The organism is Stenotrophomonas sp. Steno-C17, from assembly GCF_056393165.1.
Window position 1 is genome coordinate 154,390 of record NZ_JBWJPD010000008.1, and the last position, 20,043, is coordinate 174,432.

The window sequence follows — 20,043 nt, forward strand, 5'->3', positions numbered from 1 at the left end:
CTGCGTCAGCTGGCCGGTGTGTCGCTGCCTTCCACGGCGGCCAGGAAATCACGGCCCCAGCGATCCACGTCGTAGTACTCCACGATGCCCTGCAGCTGGCGCAATCGCGCGCTGGCCTCTTCTTCGGGCATCGACAGGGCCTGCAGCAGGCCCGCGGCCAGATCGGCAGGGTCATGCGGATTGGTCAGCACCGCGCCCTTCAGCTCGGCTGCCGCGCCAGCGAATTCGCTCAGCACCAGCACACCGGGCGTGCCTTCGATGCCCTGGGTGGCGACGAACTCCTTGGCGACCAGGTTCAGCCCATCACGCAGCGGCGTGATCCACATCACCTGCGCGGCCGCGTAGTGCGCCACCACCTGTTCGAACGGCAGGGCCTGGGCGAAGAAGCGCACCGGGGTCCAGTCCAGGCGCGAGAAACGGCCATTGATGCGGCCCACCGCCTGTTCGATCTGGTTCTGCAGCGTGCGGTACACGGTCATTTCGCGCGCGGCGGGCACACAGACCATCAGCAGGGTGACCTTGCCACACTGTTCCGGGTGCTGTTCCAGCACGCGCTCGAACGCTTCCAGCTTGGCAAGGGTGCCCTTGGTGTAGTCCAGTCGTTCCACCGACAACACCAGCTTGCGTGCGCCGATCTCGCGGCGCAGCTTGAACAGGTCGTTGCGGACCTCGGCACGCGCCAGCAGCGTGCGGATGCGGCGCACATCGGTGCCTACCGGGTGCGCGCCCAGCGCCACGTCGCGGTCACCGACGCGCAGGCGGGTGGTCATGGTGTCCAGGCCCACCGCGCAGCCGTAGGTCAAAAAGCGCGGCGCGCAGCTTTCCCAGGCCAGGCGCTCGGCGGGCATGGCACCACGCACCACGTCCACGAAGTTTTCCACCTGGCGCGGAATATGGAAGCCGATGTAATCGCAGCACAGCAGGCTGCCGATGATCTCGCGCCGCCACGGCACCACGTTGAACACATCGGCAGACGGGAAGTAGGTGTGGTGGAAGAAGGCGATCTTCAGGTCCGGGCGCAGTTCGCGCAGTGCCGCCGGTACCATCCACAGGTTGTAGTCGTGGATCCACACGGTCGCACCGTGCGCGGCTTCATCGGCCACCGCTTCGGCGAAACGGCGGTTCACCTTCAGGAACACCTGCCAGTCGTCTTCGCGGAACCGCGCGCGTTCCCAGAACACGTGCAGCATCGGCCAGAACGCTTCCTTGGAAAAGCGCTTGTAGAAGATGTCCACGTCCTGGCGGCTGAGCGGCACACGGGTGGCGCGCAGGGTCGGGTAGCGCTGCGCGTCCACCTGTACATGGCGCTGGAACGGGCGGTGCTTGGGATCGTCGATGCCCCAGGCCACCCAGCTGCCGCGCTGGCCGCCATCGAAGAAGCTGAGCAGCGAGGGAATGATGCCGTTGGGCGAGCGCGGCGGCCGCTGCACCAGCTTGCCGTCTTCGATGGCTTCGTCGAAGGGCAGGCGGTGGTACACCATCACCAGTTCGGCGCCCTGTGCGCGGGCGGCGGCCGGTGCATGCAGGAAGGGATCGTCGGCGGGCAGCAGGCCGAAGTGTTCGATGGCTTCCAGAATGCCACCGCAGCCCGGTTCACGGGCGTGGTAAGTGTGGGACAGATCGGCCGTGGCCGCGGTCAGCGCCGGCTCCGATTCACCCACGCACACCCCGCGGAAACCGGCCTGGTACATCGACAGGTCGTTCAAGGTATCGCCGGCCACCAGGATGCGCTCGCGCGGCAGCTCCAGCAGGCGCGCCAGTGCGGCCAGGGTGCGGCCCTTGTCGGTATCCGGCGGCAGGATGTCCAGGTAGCGGTCGGCCGAATACAGCACGTCGCAGCCCAGCGCGTGCGCGGTCTGCTGGATCTGCTCGCGCAGCGGGGCCAGCGTGGCCGGGTCGCAGAAGTAGGAGCAGCGCCGCTCCTGCGGAACGTCCTGGCGCTGCAGCGCGGTGAACGGCCGCATCGCTTCGGCCACCACCTGTTCGCCGGGCCAGTGCGCGTCGATCATCGACTGCAGCGGCTGCAAGGGTTGCAGGGTGTGGCCGTGGACGACGGTGGCGCCCACATCGCAGACGATGTAGTCGGGGCGCGGAATGGCCGGGTCGGACAGCAGCGGCATCACCGCTTCCAGGCCGCGCCCGGTGATGAACACCAGGGCGATGCCTGGGTGCTGGTCCACCAGCCGGTACAGACGGTGGCGCTGGGCGGCGCTGCCGGCCAGGAAGGTGCCGTCCAGGTCGGTGGCCAGGATCAGCTGCGGCTCGCGGGCCGCGGGGTCGGAAAGAACGGGGTTCGGAATCAGGGTCGGGGACTCGACAGTCAATGCACTTCCTTCGTGGGTACGGTGGGAGATTCGGTTTCGGGCATCAGTTCCAGCGCGGCAGGCGTGGTCCGCAGCATCGGCCGGAACGGCGCCGGATGGGTGCGCAGGCGCGCATGGCGCAGCAGGCGCAGGGCGGTGAACGCGGCCAGCGCGCTGAGCACCGCGGTGAAATACAGCGGCAGTGCCGGCGCGCCATAGCGCTGCATCAGCGCACCGGCCAGCGCCGGACCGATGGCCGCGCCGATGCCGTGCACCAGCAGCAGGCTGCTGCAACCGGACAGCAGGTCGGGCGTGGGCAGGTAGTCCAGCATGTGCGCCACGGCGAACGGGTAGAGCGCGAAGGCCAGGCCGCCGTAGCAGAACACCAGCATGAACATCAGGTGGATCTGCTGCGACAGCGGGGGCAACGCGGCCAACGCCGCCACGGCGGCGGCCAGCACGCTCAGGCACAGCAGGCCCAGGCGGCGATCATGGCCGTCGCTGATGCGGCCCAGCGGCCATTGCAGCAGCGCACCGCCGGCGATGGCCGCCAGCATGAACAAGGGCACCTGGTTTCCGCGCAGGCCGATCTGCTCGGCATACACCGGCAGCAGGCCCCAGAACGGCCCCATCGCCAGCCCGGACAGGCCGGCGGCCACGGTGGCAACCGGCGCCAGCGTGTACAGGCGTGCCAGTTTCAGCCGCGGCACGCTGGGCACCTCCGGCTGCTGCAGGCGGGTTGCGGTGACCGGCAGCATGGCCGCGCAGACCAGCAACGCGGTGAGCGAGAACATCGTCGCCGCGCCGGCATCGCCGGCCAGCAACAGCACCTGGCCCAGCGCCAGCGCCGATAGATTCACCATCATGTAAACCGAAAACACCCGCCTGCGCCGCTGCGGATCGGGTTCGGCGTTGAGCCAGCTCTCGATCACGGTGTACAGGCCGACCAGTGCCACGCCGGTCACCACGCGCAGCAGCATCCAGCCGGCCGGGCTGATCCACAGCGGATGCAGCAGCACGGCCATGGTGGCCAGCGCGGCATGGAAGGCGAACGCACGGCTGTGGCCGATGCGGCGGATCAACGGCGGGGCGGTGAAGGTGCCGATGAAATAGCCGGCAAAGTAGGACGACATCACCCAGCCCAGGGTGCCTGCACTGAAACCTTCCTGCCCGCCACGCACGGCCAGCAGGGTGCCCAGCAGCCCGCCGCCGGTCAGCAGCAGCGCAACCCCCAGCAGCAGGGCCGTCAGCCGCCACATAGGGGCGGCCTCGATGGAAGACAGGGAGAAAACACCTGTCCCACCCTAACACACCCGCATTTCAGCCTCGTTCGATTTGCAGCGGCGCGAGTGCGCGCGCATGCTGCGCGCGTTCGTTCCACACGGAAGTCACGATGAGCCATGAACTGATCTACCTGCTGCTGATCTTCGCGCTGCTGGTCATTCCGCGCGCGCTGCAGCGTTTCAGCCTGCCGGCGCCGCTGACCTGCCTGCTGTTCGGCATCATCGCCATGCTGTGGCTGGGCGAACGTTCGCACGATGCAGTGATCGGCCTGCTGGCCACGCTGGGCATCTCCTCGCTGTTCCTGTTTGCCGGGTTGGAAGTGGATCTGGCCGCGCTGCGGCGCGGGCTGTGGCCACTGCTGGCGCATCTGCTGATCCGCAGCGCAACGCTGTTCGGCGTGGGCTGGCTGGCCTGGCGCTATGCGGACCTGCCCTGGCAGGCCGCCGGCCTGCTGGCGCTGGCCCTGCTGACCCCGTCCACCGGCTTCATCATGGATTCGCTGTCACGGCTGGGGCTGAGCGAAGACGAGCGGTTCTGGGTCACCAGCAAGGCCATTGCCGGTGAACTGCTGGCGCTGGCGGCGTTGTTCGTGGTGCTGCAGGCCGGCGATCCGGTGCATATGGCCATGTCCAGCGGTGCCTTGCTGGCGATGATGGTCGGCCTGCCGCTGCTGTTCATCGCGCTGGGCCGCTGGGTGGCACCGCATGCGCCGGGCTCGGAATTTTCGCTGCTGGTGATGGTGGGCATGGTGGCGGCCTACATCACCTACCTGCTGGGGGTGTACTACCTGGTGGGCGCCTTCATCGCCGGTCTGGTCGCGCGCCTGCTGCACCAGCGCATGCCGCTGCTGGCATCGCACGAGAACCTGCATGCACTGCGCCTGTTTGCGTCGTTCTTCGTGCCGTTCTATTTCTTCAACGCCGGCACCAAGGTGCCCAGCGAAGCGCTGAGCTTCGAGGCGCTGGGGCTGGGCGTGGTGATCACGATGGTGGTGCTGCCGCTGCGTATCGCGGTAGTGTGGCTGCAGCGCCGGGTCATGTTCGGTGAGAGTTTCCGCAGCAGCCTGCGGGTGTCGCTGGCGTTGGCACCGACGCTGATCTTCACCCTGGTGCTGGCGGCGATCATGCGCGAGCGCTTCCAGATTCCGGCGGTGCTGTTCGGCGCGCTGCTGCTGTACGCCGCGCTGACCACGCTGCTGCCCTCGCTGGTGTTCCGCACGCCCTTCGATGTCGATCCGGTGGAGCAGGAGCCTGCCGGTGAAGGCGAGGGCGCACCGGTGGCGGCGACCGAAGTGATCGAGCCGGTACCGGCGCGCGATTGATCGCGCGATGGTCTGGGCCGCTTGCGTTGCAACGGCCCAGACCGGACACTGCGCGCCCGGCCGCACCGCCCTGGTGCGCGCCGGTCTGCACAGGAGCCCCACGCGTGATCGAGGACGTGAACCACCACCGCAGCCTGCTGCCCGCCCGGATCCTGCTGGGATTCTCGGCGATTGCGCTGTTGATCCTGTTCGTCGCCAGCTGGTCGATGCCGCCGGTGGATGCGTCCGGCTTCCGGCAGACCCAGACTGCGCTGTCCATCGAGTGGTTGCTGCGTGGCGGCCCCTGGCTGGATTACCTGACGCCGGTGATCGGTGCACCCTGGTCCATCCCCTTCGAATTTCCGCTGTACCAGTGGCTGGCGGCGCTGTTGTCGGCGGCCACCGGCCTGAGCGCGGACAACAGCGGCCGTGTGGTATCGCTGCTGTTCCATGTGGGCAGCATCGTCATGGTCTACCGCGTGGTCCTGGCGTTCCGCCCCGACCGCCTGCTGGCGCTGTGCGTAGCGGCTGCGTTCGCGGTCTCGCCGTTTGCCCAGTTCTGGGGACGGGCGGTGCTGATCGAATCCATGGCGGTGTTCTTCGGCCTGGTGTTCGTCTGGGCGATGGCCGGCCTGCGCACCCGACCACGCCTCCTGCTGGGCGTAGTGGCTGTGCTGGCCGCGGTGCTGTCGGCGCTGGTGAAGATCACCACGTTCTTCGCCTACGCTGCGTTTGTGGCGCTGGCCCTGCTGTGGCTGGCGGTGCGTGAACACGGCTGGCGCCCGCAGTGGCTGGCCGCGCACTGGAAGCTGCTGGCCTGGGGCGTGGTTGCGGCGCTGGCGGTGCTGGCCACGCTGCTGCTGTGGCTGCAGCACGCAGACGCATTGAAGGTGCAGTCGGCGCTGGGCGAACAGGTCACCTCCGCAGGGCTGAGCACGTTCAACTACGGCACCCTGCAGCAGCGCCTGGACCCGGCCACCTGGGCGGCGGTGTTCAAGAAGCGCTTCGGCGCCGCCACCGGCTCGAACTGGGTGTTCCTGCTGATCGCCATCGCCGGCCTGTGCATGCGCCGCACGCGCCCGGCCGTGGCGTTGCTGCTGCTGGCCTACCTGCTGCCGTTCCTGGTATTCACCAACCTGCAGGTGGTGCACCCGTACTACCAGGCCGCGCAGGTGGTGTTCGCCACGTCCATCGTCGGCCTGGTGCTGTGGGCGATGGTGCTCCGCGCGCAGGCCAGTGGCCGCTATCGCTGGCCGATCGCCTTTGCCGTGCTGCTGTGCCTGTTGTCGACCGGCTTCGGCCTGGTCCATTACCTGAAGAACATGCAGGAAGCCCGTCAGCCCAGCGATGTTTCGCAGCTGGCGGCGCTGATCCAGGCGGGGACGCCGCAGGACGGGGTGGTGGTGGCGCTCGGCCAGGACTGGTCGTCCGAACTGCCGTACCGCTCCGGCCGTCGCGGGGTGATGGTGCCGGACTGGGCCTCGGATGACGTACTGCGGTCGCTGGTGGAAACCGACGCGGCCCTGGGTGGCCTGCCGCTGGCCGCGCTGGTGGTCTGCCCCAACCAGTTGGCCAATACCGCCGAACGGGTGCAGTGGCAGGCGCAGCTGGTGCAGCGCTATTCGGCCGGTGCGCAGAAGCAGGTCGTGGGGCAGTGCGAGGCCTGGCTGCAGCCGGCGCGCTGACCCGATCGGCCGGCGCCGCGGTTTGCGCGCGCTGGCCGTGGCCGTTAGGGTGGGGCCATGACTGTCCGTTCCGTCTCGATGTCCGCCGTGCTGGCGCTGGCCCTTGCGGCCTGTTCCCAGCAGCCGCCCCCGATCAGCCACGATGTGGCCACCGCGCCGTCCGATGCCTTCATGGCGGCGGTGGCCGCGCACTGCGGCCAGGCCTTTGCAGGCAGGGTGGTGGAAGACACCCCGGCACCGACTGGCGATGATCCGTTCGCGGGCAAGCCGCTGGTGATGCACGTGCGCGGCTGCGATGACCCGGGCCACGAACTGCGCATCCCTTTCCACGTGGGCGCCGACCATTCGCGCACCTGGATCCTGACCCGCACCGAGCACGGTCTGAAACTGAAGCACGACCATCGTCATGCCGATGGCAGCCCTGATGCGATCACCCTGTACGGCGGCGACAGCACGCCACCGGGCACCGCCCAGCGCCAGCAGTTCCCCGCCGATGCCGAGTCGGTGGCGATGTTCCGCCGCGCCGACATGCTGGCGTCGACCCACAACGTGTGGGCCTTGGAGATCGAGCCGGACCAGCGTTTCGTCTATGAACTGACGCGGCCGGGCGGGCGGCGTTTCCGCGTCGAATTCGACCTGGGTAAGCCGGTGGCGCTGCCGCCCGCGCCGTGGGGTTCCGAGGCCCCGCCGGCGCAGCCCTGAACTGATCGGGGGCCGATCCCCTGCCGCGCATTCTGTGCAGGGGTCAGAGCCCTGGCCGGTGGCCAGGGATCCGACCCCGCCGCTCAGCGTGTGCCAAAGCGCGCCCGGCAGCCGTTGCTGACCCACACGCTGCCGCGGGAATAGCCCCAGCTGCGGCCTTCCTGGCAGGCGCTGCCCGACAGCTGCTGCTGCAGCACCGGCCGGCCCTGGCGTTCATCCCAGTCGCAGTTCTGGGTGCGGTTGTTATTGCTGCTGCAGGTGATGCTGTAGTTGCTGTTGCCACCGCCCCAGCCGCCGCCGTTGCCACCGCCCCAGCCCCCGCGGCTCTCGGCGAATTCACCGCGGCAGCCCCGGTTGACCCAGATCGCCCCGCGGCGCACGCCCCAGGTCTGGCCCTCCACGCAGGCCGACCCGGAAATCTGCCGCACCAGGGTGGCCCCGCGCCAGTTCACCGGGCAGGTGCGCTCGCGGTTGTCCTGGCTCTCGCAGCGGATGGTGCCGCCGCTGTTGCCGCCCCCCCAGCCGCCGCCATTGTTGCCGCCGTGGTTGCCGCCCCAGCCGCCGCGGCCTTCGACAAACTCGGCACGGCAGCCGCCGTTGACCCAGATGCTGCCGTTGCGGCTGCCCCAGGTGCGGCCCTCCACGCAGGCCGAGCCGGACAGCTGGCGCACCAGCTGGGCGTTGCGCCAGCCGGTGCTGCAGACCCGTTCGCGGTTGTTCTGGCTTTCGCAGCGGACCACGCCGCTCTGCGCGGCGGCAGGGGCGGGGGACAGGGTCAGCCCGGCAAGGGCGCCCAGGGTGAGGGTGGTGGCCAGGCTGGCCAGGGACAGCGCGTTCATGGCAAATCCCCATACGGTGTGTGGTGCGCGACTATAAGGACGGGGCGGATAAAGCCCGTGTGACCGTCCGCATTTGCCCCAGCCGGGGCCTCGGCCGCAGAATACGGGGCTTTCCGGCCCCCGTTCGGTGCCGGCGTTCTCCAGCGGAGCTTTCCCCCCATGCGTACCCACTTCTGCGGCCTGGTCAACGAGACCCTGATTGGCCAGACTGTCACCCTCGCCGGCTGGACCGACGTGGCCCGTAACCAGGGCGGCGTCTGCTTCATCGATCTTCGCGATCATGAGGGCATCGTGCAGGTGACCGTGGAGGTGGACAACGCCGAGGTGTTCGCCGTGGCCGCCAGCCTGGGCTACGAAGACGTGCTGCAGGTGGAAGGTGTGGTGCGCGCGCGCCACGCGGTGAACGACAAGATCGCCACCGGCAAGGTGGAAGTGATCGCCACCGCCATCACCGTGCTGAACAAGGCCGCGCCGCTGCCGTTCCACGCCCACGAGAACCCGGGCGAAGACACCCGCCTGAAGTACCGCTACCTGGACCTGCGCCGCCCGGAAATGCAGCGCATGCAGCGCACCCGCATCAAGCTGGTGCAGGCCCTGCGCCGCCACCTGGACGAGCGCGGCTTCCAGGACATCGAAACCCCGATCCTGACCAAGGCCACCCCGGAAGGCGCGCGCGACTTCCTGGTGCCGGCGCGCATGCACCCGGGCGAGTTCTACGCCCTGCCGCAGAGCCCGCAGCTGTTCAAGCAGATCCTGATGGTGGCCGGCTTCGACCGCTACTACCAGATCGCGCGCTGCTTCCGCGACGAAGCCCTGCGCGCCGACCGCCAGCTGGAATTCACCCAGCTGGACATGGAATTCGCTTTCGTGCGCGAGCGCGACGTGCAGGATTTCGTTGAAGACATGATCCGCGCCATCTTCAAGGAAGTGGTGGACGTGCCGCTGGCGGCCAGCTTCCCGCGCATGACCTGGGCCGAGGCCATGCGCCGCTACGGTTCGGACAAGCCGGACCTGCGCATCGCGCTGGAGCTGGTGGACGTGGCCGAACTGGTCAAGGACAGCGAGTTCCCGGTGTTTACCGGCCCGGCCAATGATGCCGAAGGCCGTGTGGCCGCGCTGCGCATTCCGGGCGGTGCCACCCTGTCGCGCAAGCAGATCGACGAATACGCCGCGCACGCCGCCAAGTACGGCGCCAAGGGCCTGGCGTACATCAAGATCGGCGACAACGGCGAAGTCAGTTCGCCCATCCAGAAGTTCTTCAGCGAAGAGCGTTTCGCCGCGCTGGTGGCCCATGTGGGCGCTGGCAACGGTGACATCGTGTTCTTCGGCGCCGGTGGCTACAACAAGGTGTCCGACTTCATGGGCGCCCTGCGCCTGAAGGCCGGCAAGGACTTCGGCCTGGTCGCCGACGGCTGGGCACCGCTGTGGGTCACCGACTTTCCGATGTTCGAATGGGACGAGGAAGAGCAGCGCTACGTCGCCCTGCATCACCCCTTCACCGCGCCGGCCGTGGACGATATCGCCGACCTGCGTGCCAACGCCCGTACCGCCGTTTCGCGCGGCTACGACATGGTGCTCAACGGCAATGAAATCGGCGGCGGTTCGATTCGTATCCACCGCCCGGACATGCAGAGCGCGGTCTTCGAGCTGCTGGGCATCGGCGCCGAAGAAGCCCGTGCCAAGTTCGGCTTCCTGCTGGACGCGCTGAACTACGGCGCGCCGCCGCACGGCGGCATCGCCTTCGGCATCGATCGCATCGCCGCGCTGATGGCCGGTACCGAGTCCATCCGCGACGTCATTCCGTTCCCGAAGACCACCGGTGCGCAGGATCTGATGACCGATGCGCCGTCGCCGATCGTCGATGCGCAGCTGGCCGAAGTGCATATCCAGGTTCGCCCCAAGACCAACTGATCAGGAGATCCACGCAATGACCGAGTTCGCGTTTTCGCTGGAGTGGGAAAAGCTGGGCAATGAAGGCTCCGAGGCCACCCTGGTCACCGAGCGTGCACGTGTATTCGGTGGTTGGCTGGTCCGCGTCGGTACCAACCCGGCCGCGATGGCACTGACCTTCGTCGCCGACGGCGAAGGTCGCTGGGACGGTGAAGACTTCGGCGTCGAGGATTACGAGGACGACGAAGAGGAAGAGTTCGACGAGGACGAGGAAGAAGAAGGCGAGGACGAGGACGAAGAGGAATACGAGGAAGAGGACGAGGAAGAAGAGGACGAAACCGAGTCGTCGGAACGGGCTTGACCCCGACCGTCGCCCTGGCGTCCACTCGACCCATGTATTCGATCCGCCGCGCCACCGTGGACGACGCGCCGACCCTGTCGGCGCTGGCCGCGCGCACGTTCACTGAAACCTTTGGCCACCTGTACCCGCCGCAGGACCTGCAGGCCTTCCTGGAGGAGGCCTACACGGTCGAGCGCCAGCGCATCATCCTGGGCCACCCGGAATATGCGGTGTGGCTGCTGGAACGGGACGGGGAGGCGGTCGGCCATGCTGCCGCCGGCCCCTGCGGCCTGCCGCACCCGGACGTGAAGCCCGGCGATGGCGAGCTCAAGCGCCTGTATCTGGTGAAGACCGAGCAGAGCTGTGGCTGGGGCAGCCGCCTGCTGGAAACCGCGCTGGCCTGGCTGGAGCGCGACGGCCCGCGCACGCTGTGGTTGGGCGTGTGGTCGGAAAACTTCGGCGCACAGCGCTTCTACGCCCGTTACGGCTTCCAGAAAGCCGGCGAGTATCTGTTCCCGGTCGGCCAGATCAACGATCTGGAATTCATCCTGCGCCGCGAACCGCGCCCGGCCTGAGCGGCTTCACTGCCGCTTGCCCCGCGATTTCGTTCAATCACTGCAGATCCCGCCCCGCCCAACGCCAGGCTGTTACGCATGAATCCCCCTGTTTTGCTGCTGCATGGCATCTGGAATGCCCGTGCCTGGGTCGGGCCGTTGGCCTGGCGCCTGCGCGCGCGTGGTTTCCAGGTGCATACCTTCGGTTACGCCTCGATCTTCGGCGGGCCGGACGTGGCCGTGCCGCAGTTGCTGGAACGCCTGGCCGGCACCGGCCCGCTGTCGCTGGTGGGCCATAGCCTGGGCGGGCTGGTGGCGCTGGAAGCCCTGCGCCGGCAGCCGCAGTTGCCGGTGCAGCGCGTGGTCTGCCTGGGCTCGCCGCTGCGCGGCAGCGGTACCGCGCGCTCGTTGTCGGAACACGGCTGGGGCCTGGCCCTGGGCCGCAGCAGTGACCTGCTGCTCGATGGCCTGCCGGACTGGCAGGGCAGGGCGCAGGTGGGGTTGATTGCCGGGTCGGTGCCGCACGGCCTGGGCAGCCTGCTGGGGGCGATGGGTGAAGCGTCCGACGGTACGGTGGCGCTGGACGAGACCCGCCTGCCAGGCCTCGCCGACCACTGCGTGGTGCGCACCAGCCACAGCGGGCTGGTGGTATCACCCGACGCCGCGCGGCAGACCGCGCATTTCCTGAAGCACGGCCAGTTCGATCACAGCAGCGACGCCGCCGCCGCGTAGGTTGGTGGGTGCGAACCGTTGGTTCGCACGCCTTTCGCCGGGCATGGCCCGGCGCTACCGACCTGCCCTGGTAGGTGCGAACCTTGGTTCGCACGCTTTTCCGGGCCATGCCCGGCGGCATCTGCCCACCCTAGACACGGTTGCCGCCCCCGATCAGGTAGAATCCGCGCCTTGATCCTGAAGCAGCCAGACGGTAGCACCCATGGGTAGAGGCCCCTCCATCGAAGCCCGCAAGAACGCGTCCGACGCGAAGCGTGGCAAGATTTTCACCAAGATCATCCGCGAGATCGGCGTTGCCGCGCGCGGCGGTGGAGGCGACCCCAACAACAACCCGCGCCTGCGCGTGGCCATGGACAAGGGTCTGGGCGTGAACATGTCCAAGGACGTGATCGAGCGCGCCATCAAGAAGGCCACCGGTGAACTGGAAGGCGTCGATTACGAGGAAATCCGCTACGAGGGCTACGCGCCCGGTGGCGTGGCCGTGATCGTCGACTGCCTGACCGACAACCGCGTGCGTACCGTGGCCGATGTGCGCCACGCGTTCAGCAAGTGCGGCGGCAACATGGGCACCGAAGGCTCGGTCGCCTTCATGTTCAAGCGCCTGGGCGTGCTCAGCTTCGCCCCGGGCGCAGACGAGGAAGCGATCACCGAGGCGGCCATCGAGGCCGGCGCCGATGACATCGTGGTCTACCCGGACGACGGTTCGATCGACGTGGTCACCAGCCCTGACGCATTCAACGCGGTCAAGGATGCGATGGCCGCTGCCGGTCACGTGCCGGGCCACGCGGAAATCACCTTCCGTGCCGACAACGACATCAAGGTCGAAGGCGACGTGGCCCTGCAGGTGAAGAAGCTGCTGGACATGCTGGAAGACCTGGACGACGTGCAGGACGTGTATTCCAACGCCGAACTCGGCGCCGACGCCTACGCCTGAGCCGTCTTCGACGGTCTGGGCGCGGGCCGTTGAACGGTCACCGCGGACAGTCATGAGCCCATACGCCTGCCAGCGCTACCCGTTCCACCCGGCCAGGAGTGCCGCATGACCCGCATTCTCGGCATCGACCCCGGTTCACAGCGGACCGGGGTCGGCATCATTGATGTCGACGCCACCGGCAAGGTCAGCCACGTGCACCACCAGCCGCTGGTGCTGCTGGGCGCCGACGATTTCCCCCAGCGCATGAAGCTGCTGGTGCTGGGCCTGGCCGAGTTGTGCCAGCAGTTCCAGCCGCAGGAAGTGGCCATCGAAAAAGTGTTCATGGCGCGCAACCCGGATTCGGCCCTGAAGCTGGGCCAGGCCCGCGGCGCGGCCATTTCGGCGGTCGTGCTGCGCGACCTGCCCGTGCACGAATACGCGGCCAGCGAGATCAAGCTGGCCGTGGTCGGCCGCGGTGGCGCGGAAAAACAACAGGTCCAACACATGGTCGGGCTCATGCTGAACCTGAAAACCAAGCTGCAGGCCGACGCGGCCGACGCGTTGGCGGTAGCCATCACCCATGCCCACGTAAGGGCGACGGCCAACCGCCTGGGGCTCAGTGCCCGCCAGGCATGGGGCCGCAAATGAGGAGCTGCACGCAATGATCGGTCGACTGCGCGGCATCGTCGCCTACAAGGCACCGCCGTGGCTGGTGGTGGATGTGAACGGGGTGGGCTACGAGCTGGAGGCGCCGATGAGCACCTTCTACGACCTGCCTGAACTCGGCCGCGAGGTCATCCTGTACACCCACTATTCGCAGAAGGAAGACAGCGTTTCGCTGTACGGCTTCCTGCGCGAGGGCGAGCGCCGGCTGTTCCGCGACGTGCAGAAGGTCAGCGGCATTGGCGCGAAGATCGCGCTGGCCGTGCTGTCCGGGGTCACCGTGGAAGAGTTCGCGCGCATGGTCCAGGCCGGTGATATCACTGCGCTGACCCGCATTCCGGGCATCGGCAAGAAGACCGCCGAGCGCATGGTGCTGGAGCTGCGTGATCGCGCCGCCCAGTTCGGTGCTGGCGGTGCACTGCCCACCGGCAGCGGTCCGGCACCGGCCGATCCGCTGGCCGATGCCACCGTGGCCCTGCAGCAGTTGGGCTACAAGCCCACCGAAGCAGCGCGCATGGCCCGCGATGCCTTCAATGAAGGCGACGAAGTGGCCACGGTCATCCGTAAGGCCCTGCAATCGGCGCTGCGCTGAGCCGCGCCTTCCATTCCCCACCACACGCCTGAGCCCCGCCAGGAGCGCCATGTCCAGCAGTCAAACCCCGCACGATGCCGCCCATGGCGGCCACGGTCACGCTCCCCCGGCTGGGGGTCTGGCGCTGATCATCGGTGCGATCGGCGTGGTGTTCGGTGATATCGGCACCAGCCCGCTGTACACCCTGAAAGAGGCGTTTTCGCCGCACTACGGGCTGACCAGCGACCACGACACCGTGCTGGGCGTGCTGTCGCTGGCGTTCTGGGCGCTGAACATCGTGGTCACCCTGAAGTACGTGACCATCATCATGCGCGCCGACAACGATGGCGAAGGCGGCATCATGGCGCTGATGGCGCTGACCCAGCGCACCCTGCGCAACGGGTCGCGCTCGGCGTACGTGGTCGGCATCCTGGGCATCTTCGGTGCCTCGCTGTTCTTCGGCGATGGTGTGATCACCCCGGCCATTTCCGTGCTCGGCGCGGTGGAAGGCCTGGAAGTGGCCGCGCCGGGCCTGCATGCGTTCATCGTGCCGATCACCGTGATGGTGCTGCTGGCGGTGTTCGCGGTGCAGCGCTTTGGTACCGAGAAGATCGGCAAGCTGTTCGGGCCGATCACCTCGATCTGGTTCATTTCGTTGGCAGCGATCGGCATCTACAACATCGTCGATTCGCCGGAAGTGCTGAAGGCGTTCAACCCCTGGTGGGCCATCCGCTTCTTCATGGACCACAGCTGGCACGGCATCTTCATCCTGGGCGCGGTGGTGCTGGCAGTGACCGGCGGCGAAGCGCTGTATGCGGACATGGGCCACTTCGGTGCCAAGCCCATCCGCCACGCCTGGTACTTCTTCGTGCTGCCGTGCCTGGTGCTGAACTACCTGGGGCAGGGCGCGCTGGTGCTCAACCACCCCGAAGCGGTGAAGAATCCATTCTTCGAAGCCGTGCCGTCGTGGGCGCTGTACCCGATGATCATCCTGGCCACCATGGCCGCGGTGATCGCCTCGCAGTCGGTCATCACCGGCGCGTTCTCGGTTTCGCGCCAGGCCATGCAGCTGGGCTACATCCCGCGCATGCGCATCAAGCACACCTCGCACGACACCATCGGCCAGATCTACATTCCCGGCATCAACTGGGGCATCGCGGTGATGGTGATCGGCCTGGTGCTGGCCTTCCGCAGCTCGTCCAACCTGGCCGTGGCCTACGGCATCTCGGTGTCGGCCACCATGCTGATCGACACCCTGCTGCTGGCCCTGGTGGCGCGTTCGCTGTGGCCCAAAGCACGCAACTGGATCCTGCCGCTGTGCGTGGTGTTCTTCATCATCGACCTGGGCTTTGTCATCGCCAACGGCGCCAAGCTGCTGCAGGGCGCGTGGTTCCCGGTGGTGCTGGGCATCTTCCTGTTCACCATGATGCGCACCTGGCGCCGTGGCCGCGAACTGCTGCGCGATGAGATCCGCAAGGACGGCATCCGCATCGACACCTTCCTGCCGGGCCTGATGCTGGCGCCGCCGGTGCGCGTGCCGGGCACCGCGGTGTTCCTGACCGCCGACCCGACCGTGGCCCCGCATGCGCTGATGCACAACCTGAAGCACAACAAGGTGCTGCACGAGCGCAACGTGTTCCTGCACGTGGAAACCCTGCCCATTCCGTATGCGGTGGAAGGGCAGCGGCTGAAGATCGAATCGGTGGGCGATGAGTTCTACCGGGTCTACGTGCGCTTCGGTTTCATGGAAACCCCGGACGTACCGCTGGCGCTGATGCGTTCGTGCGACCACGGCGGCATCTACTTCGACCCGATGGACACCACCTTCTTCGCCAGCCGCGAAACCATCGTGGCCACCGCCAACCGCGGCATGCCGATCTGGCGCGACAAGCTGTTCGCATTGATGCACCGGAACGCGGCCCCGGCCACCGGCTTCTTCCGCATTCCCGGCAACCGCCTGGTCGAGCTGGGCGCGCAGGTGGAGATTTAATCTCCACCTGCGCTTCGCCCCACGATTTGCTGCGCAAATCGCGGGCCCCGCGCGCATTCCACCTTATCCCCCCGCCTATCGGCGCGCCCCCTTCAACAACAAGGGGGCTCCTCTTGCGGAGATGCTGCGTGCCTGAAACTGAGCCCACTCTCCTGCTCTGTTCCATCCACGCATGGCGTGGATCTACCGTGTCGACCAAGGTCGACACCTACCAGATCCGACCCCCTGTCGACCCACGGTCGGCACCCACCAAAGCAGAACGCCGTTCCGGCAGACCGCAGCAAACTGTCGAAGGCGGGGTGGGTCCGGTTGCGGGGGCGTGAGCCGCATGGATGCGGCGACCGAGCTTACAGGGACGTACTTGCAGCGTCCCCCGCAACCGGACCCATCCCGCCATTCCCCAGGAAGCCCGCTTCGGCTGTTGCTCTGGATGTTGCCGTTGCCTCTGCGGGTGCCGGGCGCAGCCCGGCCGAAACCCGTACTTTTGCCGCATAATCAGCAGATGACCGACGACCGCATCATTGGCGCCGGCGCCACCCGCGAGGATGACGCCGCCGACGCCAGCATCCGCCCCAAGCGACTGGCCGATTACCTGGGCCAGGCGCCGGTGCGCGAGCAGATGGAAATCTACATCCAGGCCGCCAAGGCCCGTGGCGATGCGCTGGACCACGTGCTGATCTTCGGGCCCCCCGGCCTGGGCAAGACCACCCTGAGCCATGTGATCGCCAACGAACTGGGCGTGGCGCTGCGGGTCACCTCCGGCCCGGTCATCGAAAAGGCCGGCGATCTGGCCGCGCTGCTGACCAACCTGCAGCCGCACGACGTACTGTTCATCGATGAAATCCACCGCCTCTCGCCGGTGGTGGAAGAAGTGCTGTACCCGGCGATGGAAGATTTCCAGATCGACATCATGATCGGCGAGGGCCCCGCGGCCCGCTCGATCAAGATCGACCTGCCGCCGTTCACCCTGATCGGTGCCACCACCCGTGCCGGCCTGCTGACCGCGCCGCTGCGCGACCGCTTCGGCATCGTGCAGCGCCTGGAGTTCTACAGCGTTGAAGAGCTGACCCGCATCGTGCGCCGGTCCGCCGCCATCCTGGGCATCGACTGCACCGCCGACGGGGCAGGGGAGATCGCTCGCCGCGCGCGAGGTACCCCACGTATCGCCAACCGCCTGCTGCGCCGCGTGCGCGACTACGCCCAGGTCAAGGCCGGCGGCCATATCGACGAAGCCGTGGCCCAGGCCGCCATGCAGATGCTGAAGGTCGACCCGGAAGGCTTCGACGAACTGGACCGGCGCCTGCTCAGGACCATGGTCGATTACTTCGACGGCGGCCCGGTGGGCATCGAATCGCTGGCCGCAGCGCTGTCCGAAGAGCGCGGCACGCTGGAAGACGTGGTCGAACCCTACCTGATCCAGCAGGGCTTCCTGGTGCGCACCGCGCGTGGCCGCATGGCCACCCACAAGGCCTACCGGCACATGGGGCTGAAGCCCAAGAACCCGCCGCAGGACCTGTTCGCGGAGGTTCCCGATGTCGGTTGAACCGCGATTCAGTTGGCCGACACGCATTTACTGGGAAGATACGGACGCTGGCGGGGTGGTCTACCACGCCCGCTACGTGGCCTTCATGGAACGGGCCCGGACCGAATGGATGCGCGCGCTGGGCTACGGCCAGGAGCGCATGCGCAGCGAGCACGGCCTGGTGTTCGCGGTGCGATCGATGCAGATGGACTTCATCAAGCCGGCCCGGCTGGATGACGCCCTGCAGGTCAGCGCCACCCTGGTCCAGCTGAAGAAGGCCAGCATGGTCTTCGACCAGCAGGTCCTGCGCGACGGCCAGCTGCTGCTGTCCGCGCAGGTCCGCATTGCCGCACTGGACGCGGCCAGTTTCCGCCCGCGTGGCATGGACGATGCCGTCCTGGCCGCGCTGCAACCCCACCTCCACCCTGAATCCGAACACTGAGGAACAACGGATGATCGCAACGCTCCTGGCCCTGCAGGCCACGGTCACCGAGGCACTGCCGGCAGACGTCAGCAACGCCGCGACCCAGACCCTTGCCCAGGCCACCACCGGCGGCGGCATCAATTACCTCGAACTGATGGTCAAGGCCAGCCTGCCGGTGAAGATCATCGTGCTGCTGCTGCTGATCGGCTCGTTCGTCAGCTGGGTCATCATTTTCCGCAAGGCCCGTGTGTTCAAGCAGGCCACCCGCGAGGCAGACGAGTTCGAGAACCGCTTCTGGTCCGGCGCCGACCTGGGCAAGCTGTACAGCTCGGCCACCGACCGCAGCCGCAATGTGGGCGGCCTGGAAGCGATCTTCGAAGCCGGTTTCCGCGAATACACCCGCCTGCGTGACAAGCGCCGGCTGGATGGCCGCGCGCAGCTGGAAGGTGCCCAGCGCGCCATGCGCACCACCTACACCCGCGAAGTGGACCAGCTGGAACGCAACCTGGAACTGCTGGCCAACATCGGCTCGACCGCTCCGTATGTGGGCCTGGTCGGCACCGTGTTCGGCATCATGGTGACCATGCACGACATGATCAGCAGCGGTGCCCAGGCCGGTATCGCCTCGGTCGCCCCGGGTATTTCCGAAGCGCTGTTCGCCACCGCCATCGGCCTGTTCGTGGCCATCCCGGCGGTGTGGGCCTACAACCGCTTCACCACCCGCGTGGAGCGCATGTCGGTCCGTTTCGAGACCTTCGCCGAGGAGTTCAGCTCCATCCTGCAGCGCCAGAGCGCTGGCGACGAGTAAGCGCCTGACCCGGGAGTCCAAGCCATGTCCGCTGCCATCGGTCGCCGCAAGCGCCGCAAGCTGAAATCGGAAATCAACGTCGTTCCCTATATCGACGTCATGCTGGTGCTGCTGATCATCTTCATGGTCACCGCGCCGCTGCTTACCCTCAGTTTCGATGTCGATCTGCCCACCTCCAACGCCAAGGCGCTGGAAAGCAAGCAGGACCCGGTCATTGTTTCGGTGCGCGAAGACGGCCAGCTGAGCCTGAAGCTGCCCGACGCCAAGGAACCGACCGCGGTCACCGCCGAGGAGCTGCAGGGCCGCCTGTCCGGCATTGCCGCGCAGGACAAGGACGTGCGCGTGATCGTAGCCGCCGACCGTGCCGTGGCCTATGAAAAGGTCATTGCCGCGATGGACGTGATCAAGCGCTCGAAAGTGGACAAGGTAGGCCTGGCCACCGATGCACGCTGAAACCCTGCCGCCGCCGCACAAGCAGGAACCGGGCTGGGGCCTGCCCCTGGCCCTGGCCGTGCTGGTGCACCTGCTGGTCGCGCTGATCTTCATCGGCGCCTGGCTGTGGTCGCCCCAGCGCAACACCGAAGCCGCTGCCGGCGATCCGTCGGTCGAGGCCAGCCTGGCGGTGTCCTCGTCCGAGGCCGCGGCCGCGCGCCAGGCGCTGCGCCAGTCGGAAAAGCTGGAAGACCTGCCCGAGCCGGTGGCCGAGCCGATTCCGGTGCCTGAAGACACCATCCCGCCGCCGCAGCCGATCGAGGAACCGCGCCCGCAGGACGCGCCCACGCCGCAGCAGCAACAGGCGCAGGAACGCGTGGCCCAGCCCGATACCAAGGACCAGGAGGCGGTCAACGCCCTGGCCATTTCGCAGGAAAAGGCCAAGCAGGAACAGGAAGCCAAGCGCCGCCAGGAGCAGATTGACCTGACCGAGCGCAAGCGCCAGGAAGAGGCCGAGCAGAAGGCGCGCCTGGCCAAGCAGCAGGAAGAGGACGCCAAGAAGAAGATTGCCGAGCAGCAGCGCGTGGCGGCCGACAAGGCCGAAGCGGACCGGCAGAAGAAGATTGCCGAGATCCGCGCCAAGCGCGAGCAGGCCGAGAAGGAAGCCAAGCTGGCCGAGCAGAAGCTACGCCAGGTGGCCGCCGCACGCAACGCCGCCGGCAGCGCCAACGCCGGCAGCAGTGGCCCGGCGCAGCCGGCCGGTGGCGGGGGCGGCACCAGCGATGATCTGTCGGCCAAGTACGCCGCAGCGCTGGTGAACAAGATCCGCGGTTCGTGGACCCGTCCTGACAGCGTGCCGCTGGGGCAGAAGTGCCAGATCACCATCACCCAGATTCCGGGTGGGCAGGTGCTGCAGGCCAAGGTGGGTGCCAGCTGCCCGTATGACGAGGCCGGCAAGCGCTCGATCGAGGCCGCCGTGCTAAACGCCCAGCCGCTGCCGTACCGCGGCTTCGAACAGGTCTTTGCACGCACGCTCAACCTGACCTTCACCCCGCAGGATTAAGCCCGGGGTGTGCAGTGGCGCCCCCGTC

19 protein-coding genes are annotated in these 20,043 nt (G+C 67.6%); 16 read left to right on the top strand and 3 right to left on the bottom strand.

What is annotated here, in order from left to right; all coding sequences use genetic code 11:
- Nucleotides 1-5: 5 nt before the first annotated feature.
- Nucleotides 6-2,255, bottom strand: coding sequence for a glucosylglycerol-phosphate synthase (gene ggpS, locus AC06FA_RS09465; protein WP_478068100.1), 2,250 nt, complete (start codon nucleotides 2,253-2,255; stop codon nucleotides 6-8).
- 65 nt (nucleotides 2,256-2,320) lie between these two features.
- Nucleotides 2,321-3,562 (bottom strand): MFS transporter, encoded by a 1,242-nt coding sequence (locus AC06FA_RS09470; protein WP_478068072.1) that lies wholly within the window; start codon nucleotides 3,560-3,562, stop codon nucleotides 2,321-2,323.
- A 134-nt stretch (nucleotides 3,563-3,696) separates the two neighbouring features.
- On the opposite strand from AC06FA_RS09470, the gene AC06FA_RS09475 reads away from it, so the two are divergent.
- The 3 genes from AC06FA_RS09475 (at nucleotide 3,697) to AC06FA_RS09485 (ending at nucleotide 7,274) form a co-directional block, all read left to right on the top strand.
- Complete coding sequence (locus tag AC06FA_RS09475; RefSeq protein ID WP_478068073.1) at nucleotides 3,697-4,908, top strand: cation:proton antiporter; 1,212 nt, start codon at nucleotides 3,697-3,699, stop codon at nucleotides 4,906-4,908.
- A 104-nt stretch (nucleotides 4,909-5,012) separates the two neighbouring features.
- A complete protein-coding gene (locus tag AC06FA_RS09480; RefSeq protein WP_478068074.1) occupies nucleotides 5,013-6,572 on the top strand; it encodes an ArnT family glycosyltransferase in 1,560 nt (519 codons plus the stop codon).
- A gap of 57 nt (nucleotides 6,573-6,629) precedes the next feature.
- Nucleotides 6,630-7,274, top strand: a complete 645-nt coding sequence (locus tag AC06FA_RS09485; protein ID WP_478068075.1) for a hypothetical protein — start codon at nucleotides 6,630-6,632, stop codon at nucleotides 7,272-7,274.
- 83 nt (nucleotides 7,275-7,357) lie between these two features.
- Here the strand turns inward: AC06FA_RS09485 and AC06FA_RS09490 are convergent, their stop codons facing one another.
- Nucleotides 7,358-8,113 carry a DUF3011 domain-containing protein gene (locus AC06FA_RS09490; RefSeq protein ID WP_478068076.1) on the bottom strand — a complete coding sequence of 252 codons (756 nt, stop codon included), beginning with the start codon at nucleotides 8,111-8,113 and terminating at the stop codon, nucleotides 7,358-7,360.
- Between the two features lie 159 nt (nucleotides 8,114-8,272).
- Here AC06FA_RS09490 and aspS point away from each other — a divergent pair, with 159 nt between their 5' ends.
- The 13 genes from aspS to tolA all read left to right on the top strand — a co-directional run bounded on the left by aspS (nucleotide 8,273) and on the right by tolA (nucleotide 20,015).
- Nucleotides 8,273-10,024, top strand: a complete 1,752-nt coding sequence (gene aspS, locus AC06FA_RS09495) for an aspartate--tRNA ligase (RefSeq protein WP_478068077.1) — start codon at nucleotides 8,273-8,275, stop codon at nucleotides 10,022-10,024.
- 16 nt (nucleotides 10,025-10,040) lie between these two features.
- The gene (locus AC06FA_RS09500; RefSeq protein ID WP_108750857.1) at nucleotides 10,041-10,364 is read left to right on the top strand and encodes a DNA primase; all 324 of its coding nucleotides are present in this window, start codon (nucleotides 10,041-10,043) and stop codon (nucleotides 10,362-10,364) included.
- Between the two features lie 32 nt (nucleotides 10,365-10,396).
- On the top strand, nucleotides 10,397-10,918 hold the full coding sequence (locus AC06FA_RS09505) for an N-acetyltransferase family protein (protein ID WP_478068101.1): 522 nt from the start codon (nucleotides 10,397-10,399) through the stop codon (nucleotides 10,916-10,918).
- A 78-nt stretch (nucleotides 10,919-10,996) separates the two neighbouring features.
- A complete protein-coding gene (locus tag AC06FA_RS09510) occupies nucleotides 10,997-11,629 on the top strand; it encodes an esterase/lipase family protein (RefSeq protein WP_478068078.1) in 633 nt (210 codons plus the stop codon).
- 202 nt (nucleotides 11,630-11,831) lie between these two features.
- A complete protein-coding gene (locus tag AC06FA_RS09515) occupies nucleotides 11,832-12,563 on the top strand; it encodes a YebC/PmpR family DNA-binding transcriptional regulator (RefSeq protein ID WP_108753923.1) in 732 nt (243 codons plus the stop codon).
- A gap of 105 nt (nucleotides 12,564-12,668) precedes the next feature.
- The gene (gene ruvC / locus AC06FA_RS09520; protein ID WP_478068079.1) at nucleotides 12,669-13,190 is read left to right on the top strand and encodes a crossover junction endodeoxyribonuclease RuvC; all 522 of its coding nucleotides are present in this window, start codon (nucleotides 12,669-12,671) and stop codon (nucleotides 13,188-13,190) included.
- Between the two features lie 13 nt (nucleotides 13,191-13,203).
- Nucleotides 13,204-13,797, top strand: a complete 594-nt coding sequence (gene ruvA / locus AC06FA_RS09525; protein WP_108750852.1) for a Holliday junction branch migration protein RuvA — start codon at nucleotides 13,204-13,206, stop codon at nucleotides 13,795-13,797.
- A gap of 49 nt (nucleotides 13,798-13,846) precedes the next feature.
- Nucleotides 13,847-15,766 carry a potassium transporter Kup gene (locus tag AC06FA_RS09530; RefSeq protein ID WP_108750851.1) on the top strand — a complete coding sequence of 640 codons (1,920 nt, stop codon included), beginning with the start codon at nucleotides 13,847-13,849 and terminating at the stop codon, nucleotides 15,764-15,766.
- Between the two features lie 502 nt (nucleotides 15,767-16,268).
- On the top strand, nucleotides 16,269-17,309 hold the full coding sequence (gene ruvB / locus AC06FA_RS09535) for a Holliday junction branch migration DNA helicase RuvB (protein WP_199933448.1): 1,041 nt from the start codon (nucleotides 16,269-16,271) through the stop codon (nucleotides 17,307-17,309).
- Nucleotides 17,299-17,730 carry a tol-pal system-associated acyl-CoA thioesterase gene (gene ybgC, locus AC06FA_RS09540; RefSeq protein ID WP_478068080.1) on the top strand — a complete coding sequence of 144 codons (432 nt, stop codon included), beginning with the start codon at nucleotides 17,299-17,301 and terminating at the stop codon, nucleotides 17,728-17,730. Before ruvB ends, ybgC begins: the two co-directional genes overlap by 11 nt.
- A 10-nt stretch (nucleotides 17,731-17,740) precedes the next feature.
- The gene (gene tolQ / locus AC06FA_RS09545; protein WP_478068081.1) at nucleotides 17,741-18,520 is read left to right on the top strand and encodes a protein TolQ; all 780 of its coding nucleotides are present in this window, start codon (nucleotides 17,741-17,743) and stop codon (nucleotides 18,518-18,520) included.
- Between the two features lie 24 nt (nucleotides 18,521-18,544).
- Nucleotides 18,545-18,973: a protein TolR gene (gene tolR / locus AC06FA_RS09550; RefSeq protein WP_478068082.1), complete on the top strand. Its 429-nt coding sequence runs from the start codon at nucleotides 18,545-18,547 to the stop codon at nucleotides 18,971-18,973.
- Complete coding sequence (tolA, locus tag AC06FA_RS09555) at nucleotides 18,963-20,015, top strand: cell envelope integrity protein TolA (protein ID WP_478068083.1); 1,053 nt, start codon at nucleotides 18,963-18,965, stop codon at nucleotides 20,013-20,015. Before tolR ends, tolA begins: the two co-directional genes overlap by 11 nt.
- Nucleotides 20,016-20,043: the final 28 nt, after the last annotated feature.

What these genes read in the sequence shown, in the direction of transcription:
- AC06FA_RS09470 (WP_478068072.1), bottom strand. Translation starts at nt 3,562, where the DNA reads ATGTGGCGGCTGACGGCCCTGCTGCTGGGGGTTGCGCTGCTGCTGACC.
- AC06FA_RS09475 (WP_478068073.1), top strand. Translation starts at nt 3,697, where the DNA reads ATGAGCCATGAACTGATCTACCTGCTGCTGATCTTCGCGCTGCTGGTC.
- AC06FA_RS09485 (WP_478068075.1), top strand. Translation starts at nt 6,630, where the DNA reads ATGACTGTCCGTTCCGTCTCGATGTCCGCCGTGCTGGCGCTGGCCCTT.
- AC06FA_RS09490 (WP_478068076.1), bottom strand. Translation starts at nt 8,113, where the DNA reads ATGAACGCGCTGTCCCTGGCCAGCCTGGCCACCACCCTCACCCTGGGC.
- aspS (WP_478068077.1), top strand. Translation starts at nt 8,273, where the DNA reads ATGCGTACCCACTTCTGCGGCCTGGTCAACGAGACCCTGATTGGCCAG.
- AC06FA_RS09500 (WP_108750857.1), top strand. Translation starts at nt 10,041, where the DNA reads ATGACCGAGTTCGCGTTTTCGCTGGAGTGGGAAAAGCTGGGCAATGAA.
- AC06FA_RS09505 (WP_478068101.1), top strand. Translation starts at nt 10,397, where the DNA reads ATGTATTCGATCCGCCGCGCCACCGTGGACGACGCGCCGACCCTGTCG.
- AC06FA_RS09510 (WP_478068078.1), top strand. Translation starts at nt 10,997, where the DNA reads ATGAATCCCCCTGTTTTGCTGCTGCATGGCATCTGGAATGCCCGTGCC.
- AC06FA_RS09515 (WP_108753923.1), top strand. Translation starts at nt 11,832, where the DNA reads ATGGGTAGAGGCCCCTCCATCGAAGCCCGCAAGAACGCGTCCGACGCG.
- ruvC (WP_478068079.1), top strand. Translation starts at nt 12,669, where the DNA reads ATGACCCGCATTCTCGGCATCGACCCCGGTTCACAGCGGACCGGGGTC.
- ruvA (WP_108750852.1), top strand. Translation starts at nt 13,204, where the DNA reads ATGATCGGTCGACTGCGCGGCATCGTCGCCTACAAGGCACCGCCGTGG.
- AC06FA_RS09530 (WP_108750851.1), top strand. Translation starts at nt 13,847, where the DNA reads ATGTCCAGCAGTCAAACCCCGCACGATGCCGCCCATGGCGGCCACGGT.
- ruvB (WP_199933448.1), top strand. Translation starts at nt 16,269, where the DNA reads ATGACCGACGACCGCATCATTGGCGCCGGCGCCACCCGCGAGGATGAC.
- ybgC (WP_478068080.1), top strand. Translation starts at nt 17,299, where the DNA reads ATGTCGGTTGAACCGCGATTCAGTTGGCCGACACGCATTTACTGGGAA.
- tolQ (WP_478068081.1), top strand. Translation starts at nt 17,741, where the DNA reads ATGATCGCAACGCTCCTGGCCCTGCAGGCCACGGTCACCGAGGCACTG.
- tolR (WP_478068082.1), top strand. Translation starts at nt 18,545, where the DNA reads ATGTCCGCTGCCATCGGTCGCCGCAAGCGCCGCAAGCTGAAATCGGAA.
- tolA (WP_478068083.1), top strand. Translation starts at nt 18,963, where the DNA reads ATGCACGCTGAAACCCTGCCGCCGCCGCACAAGCAGGAACCGGGCTGG.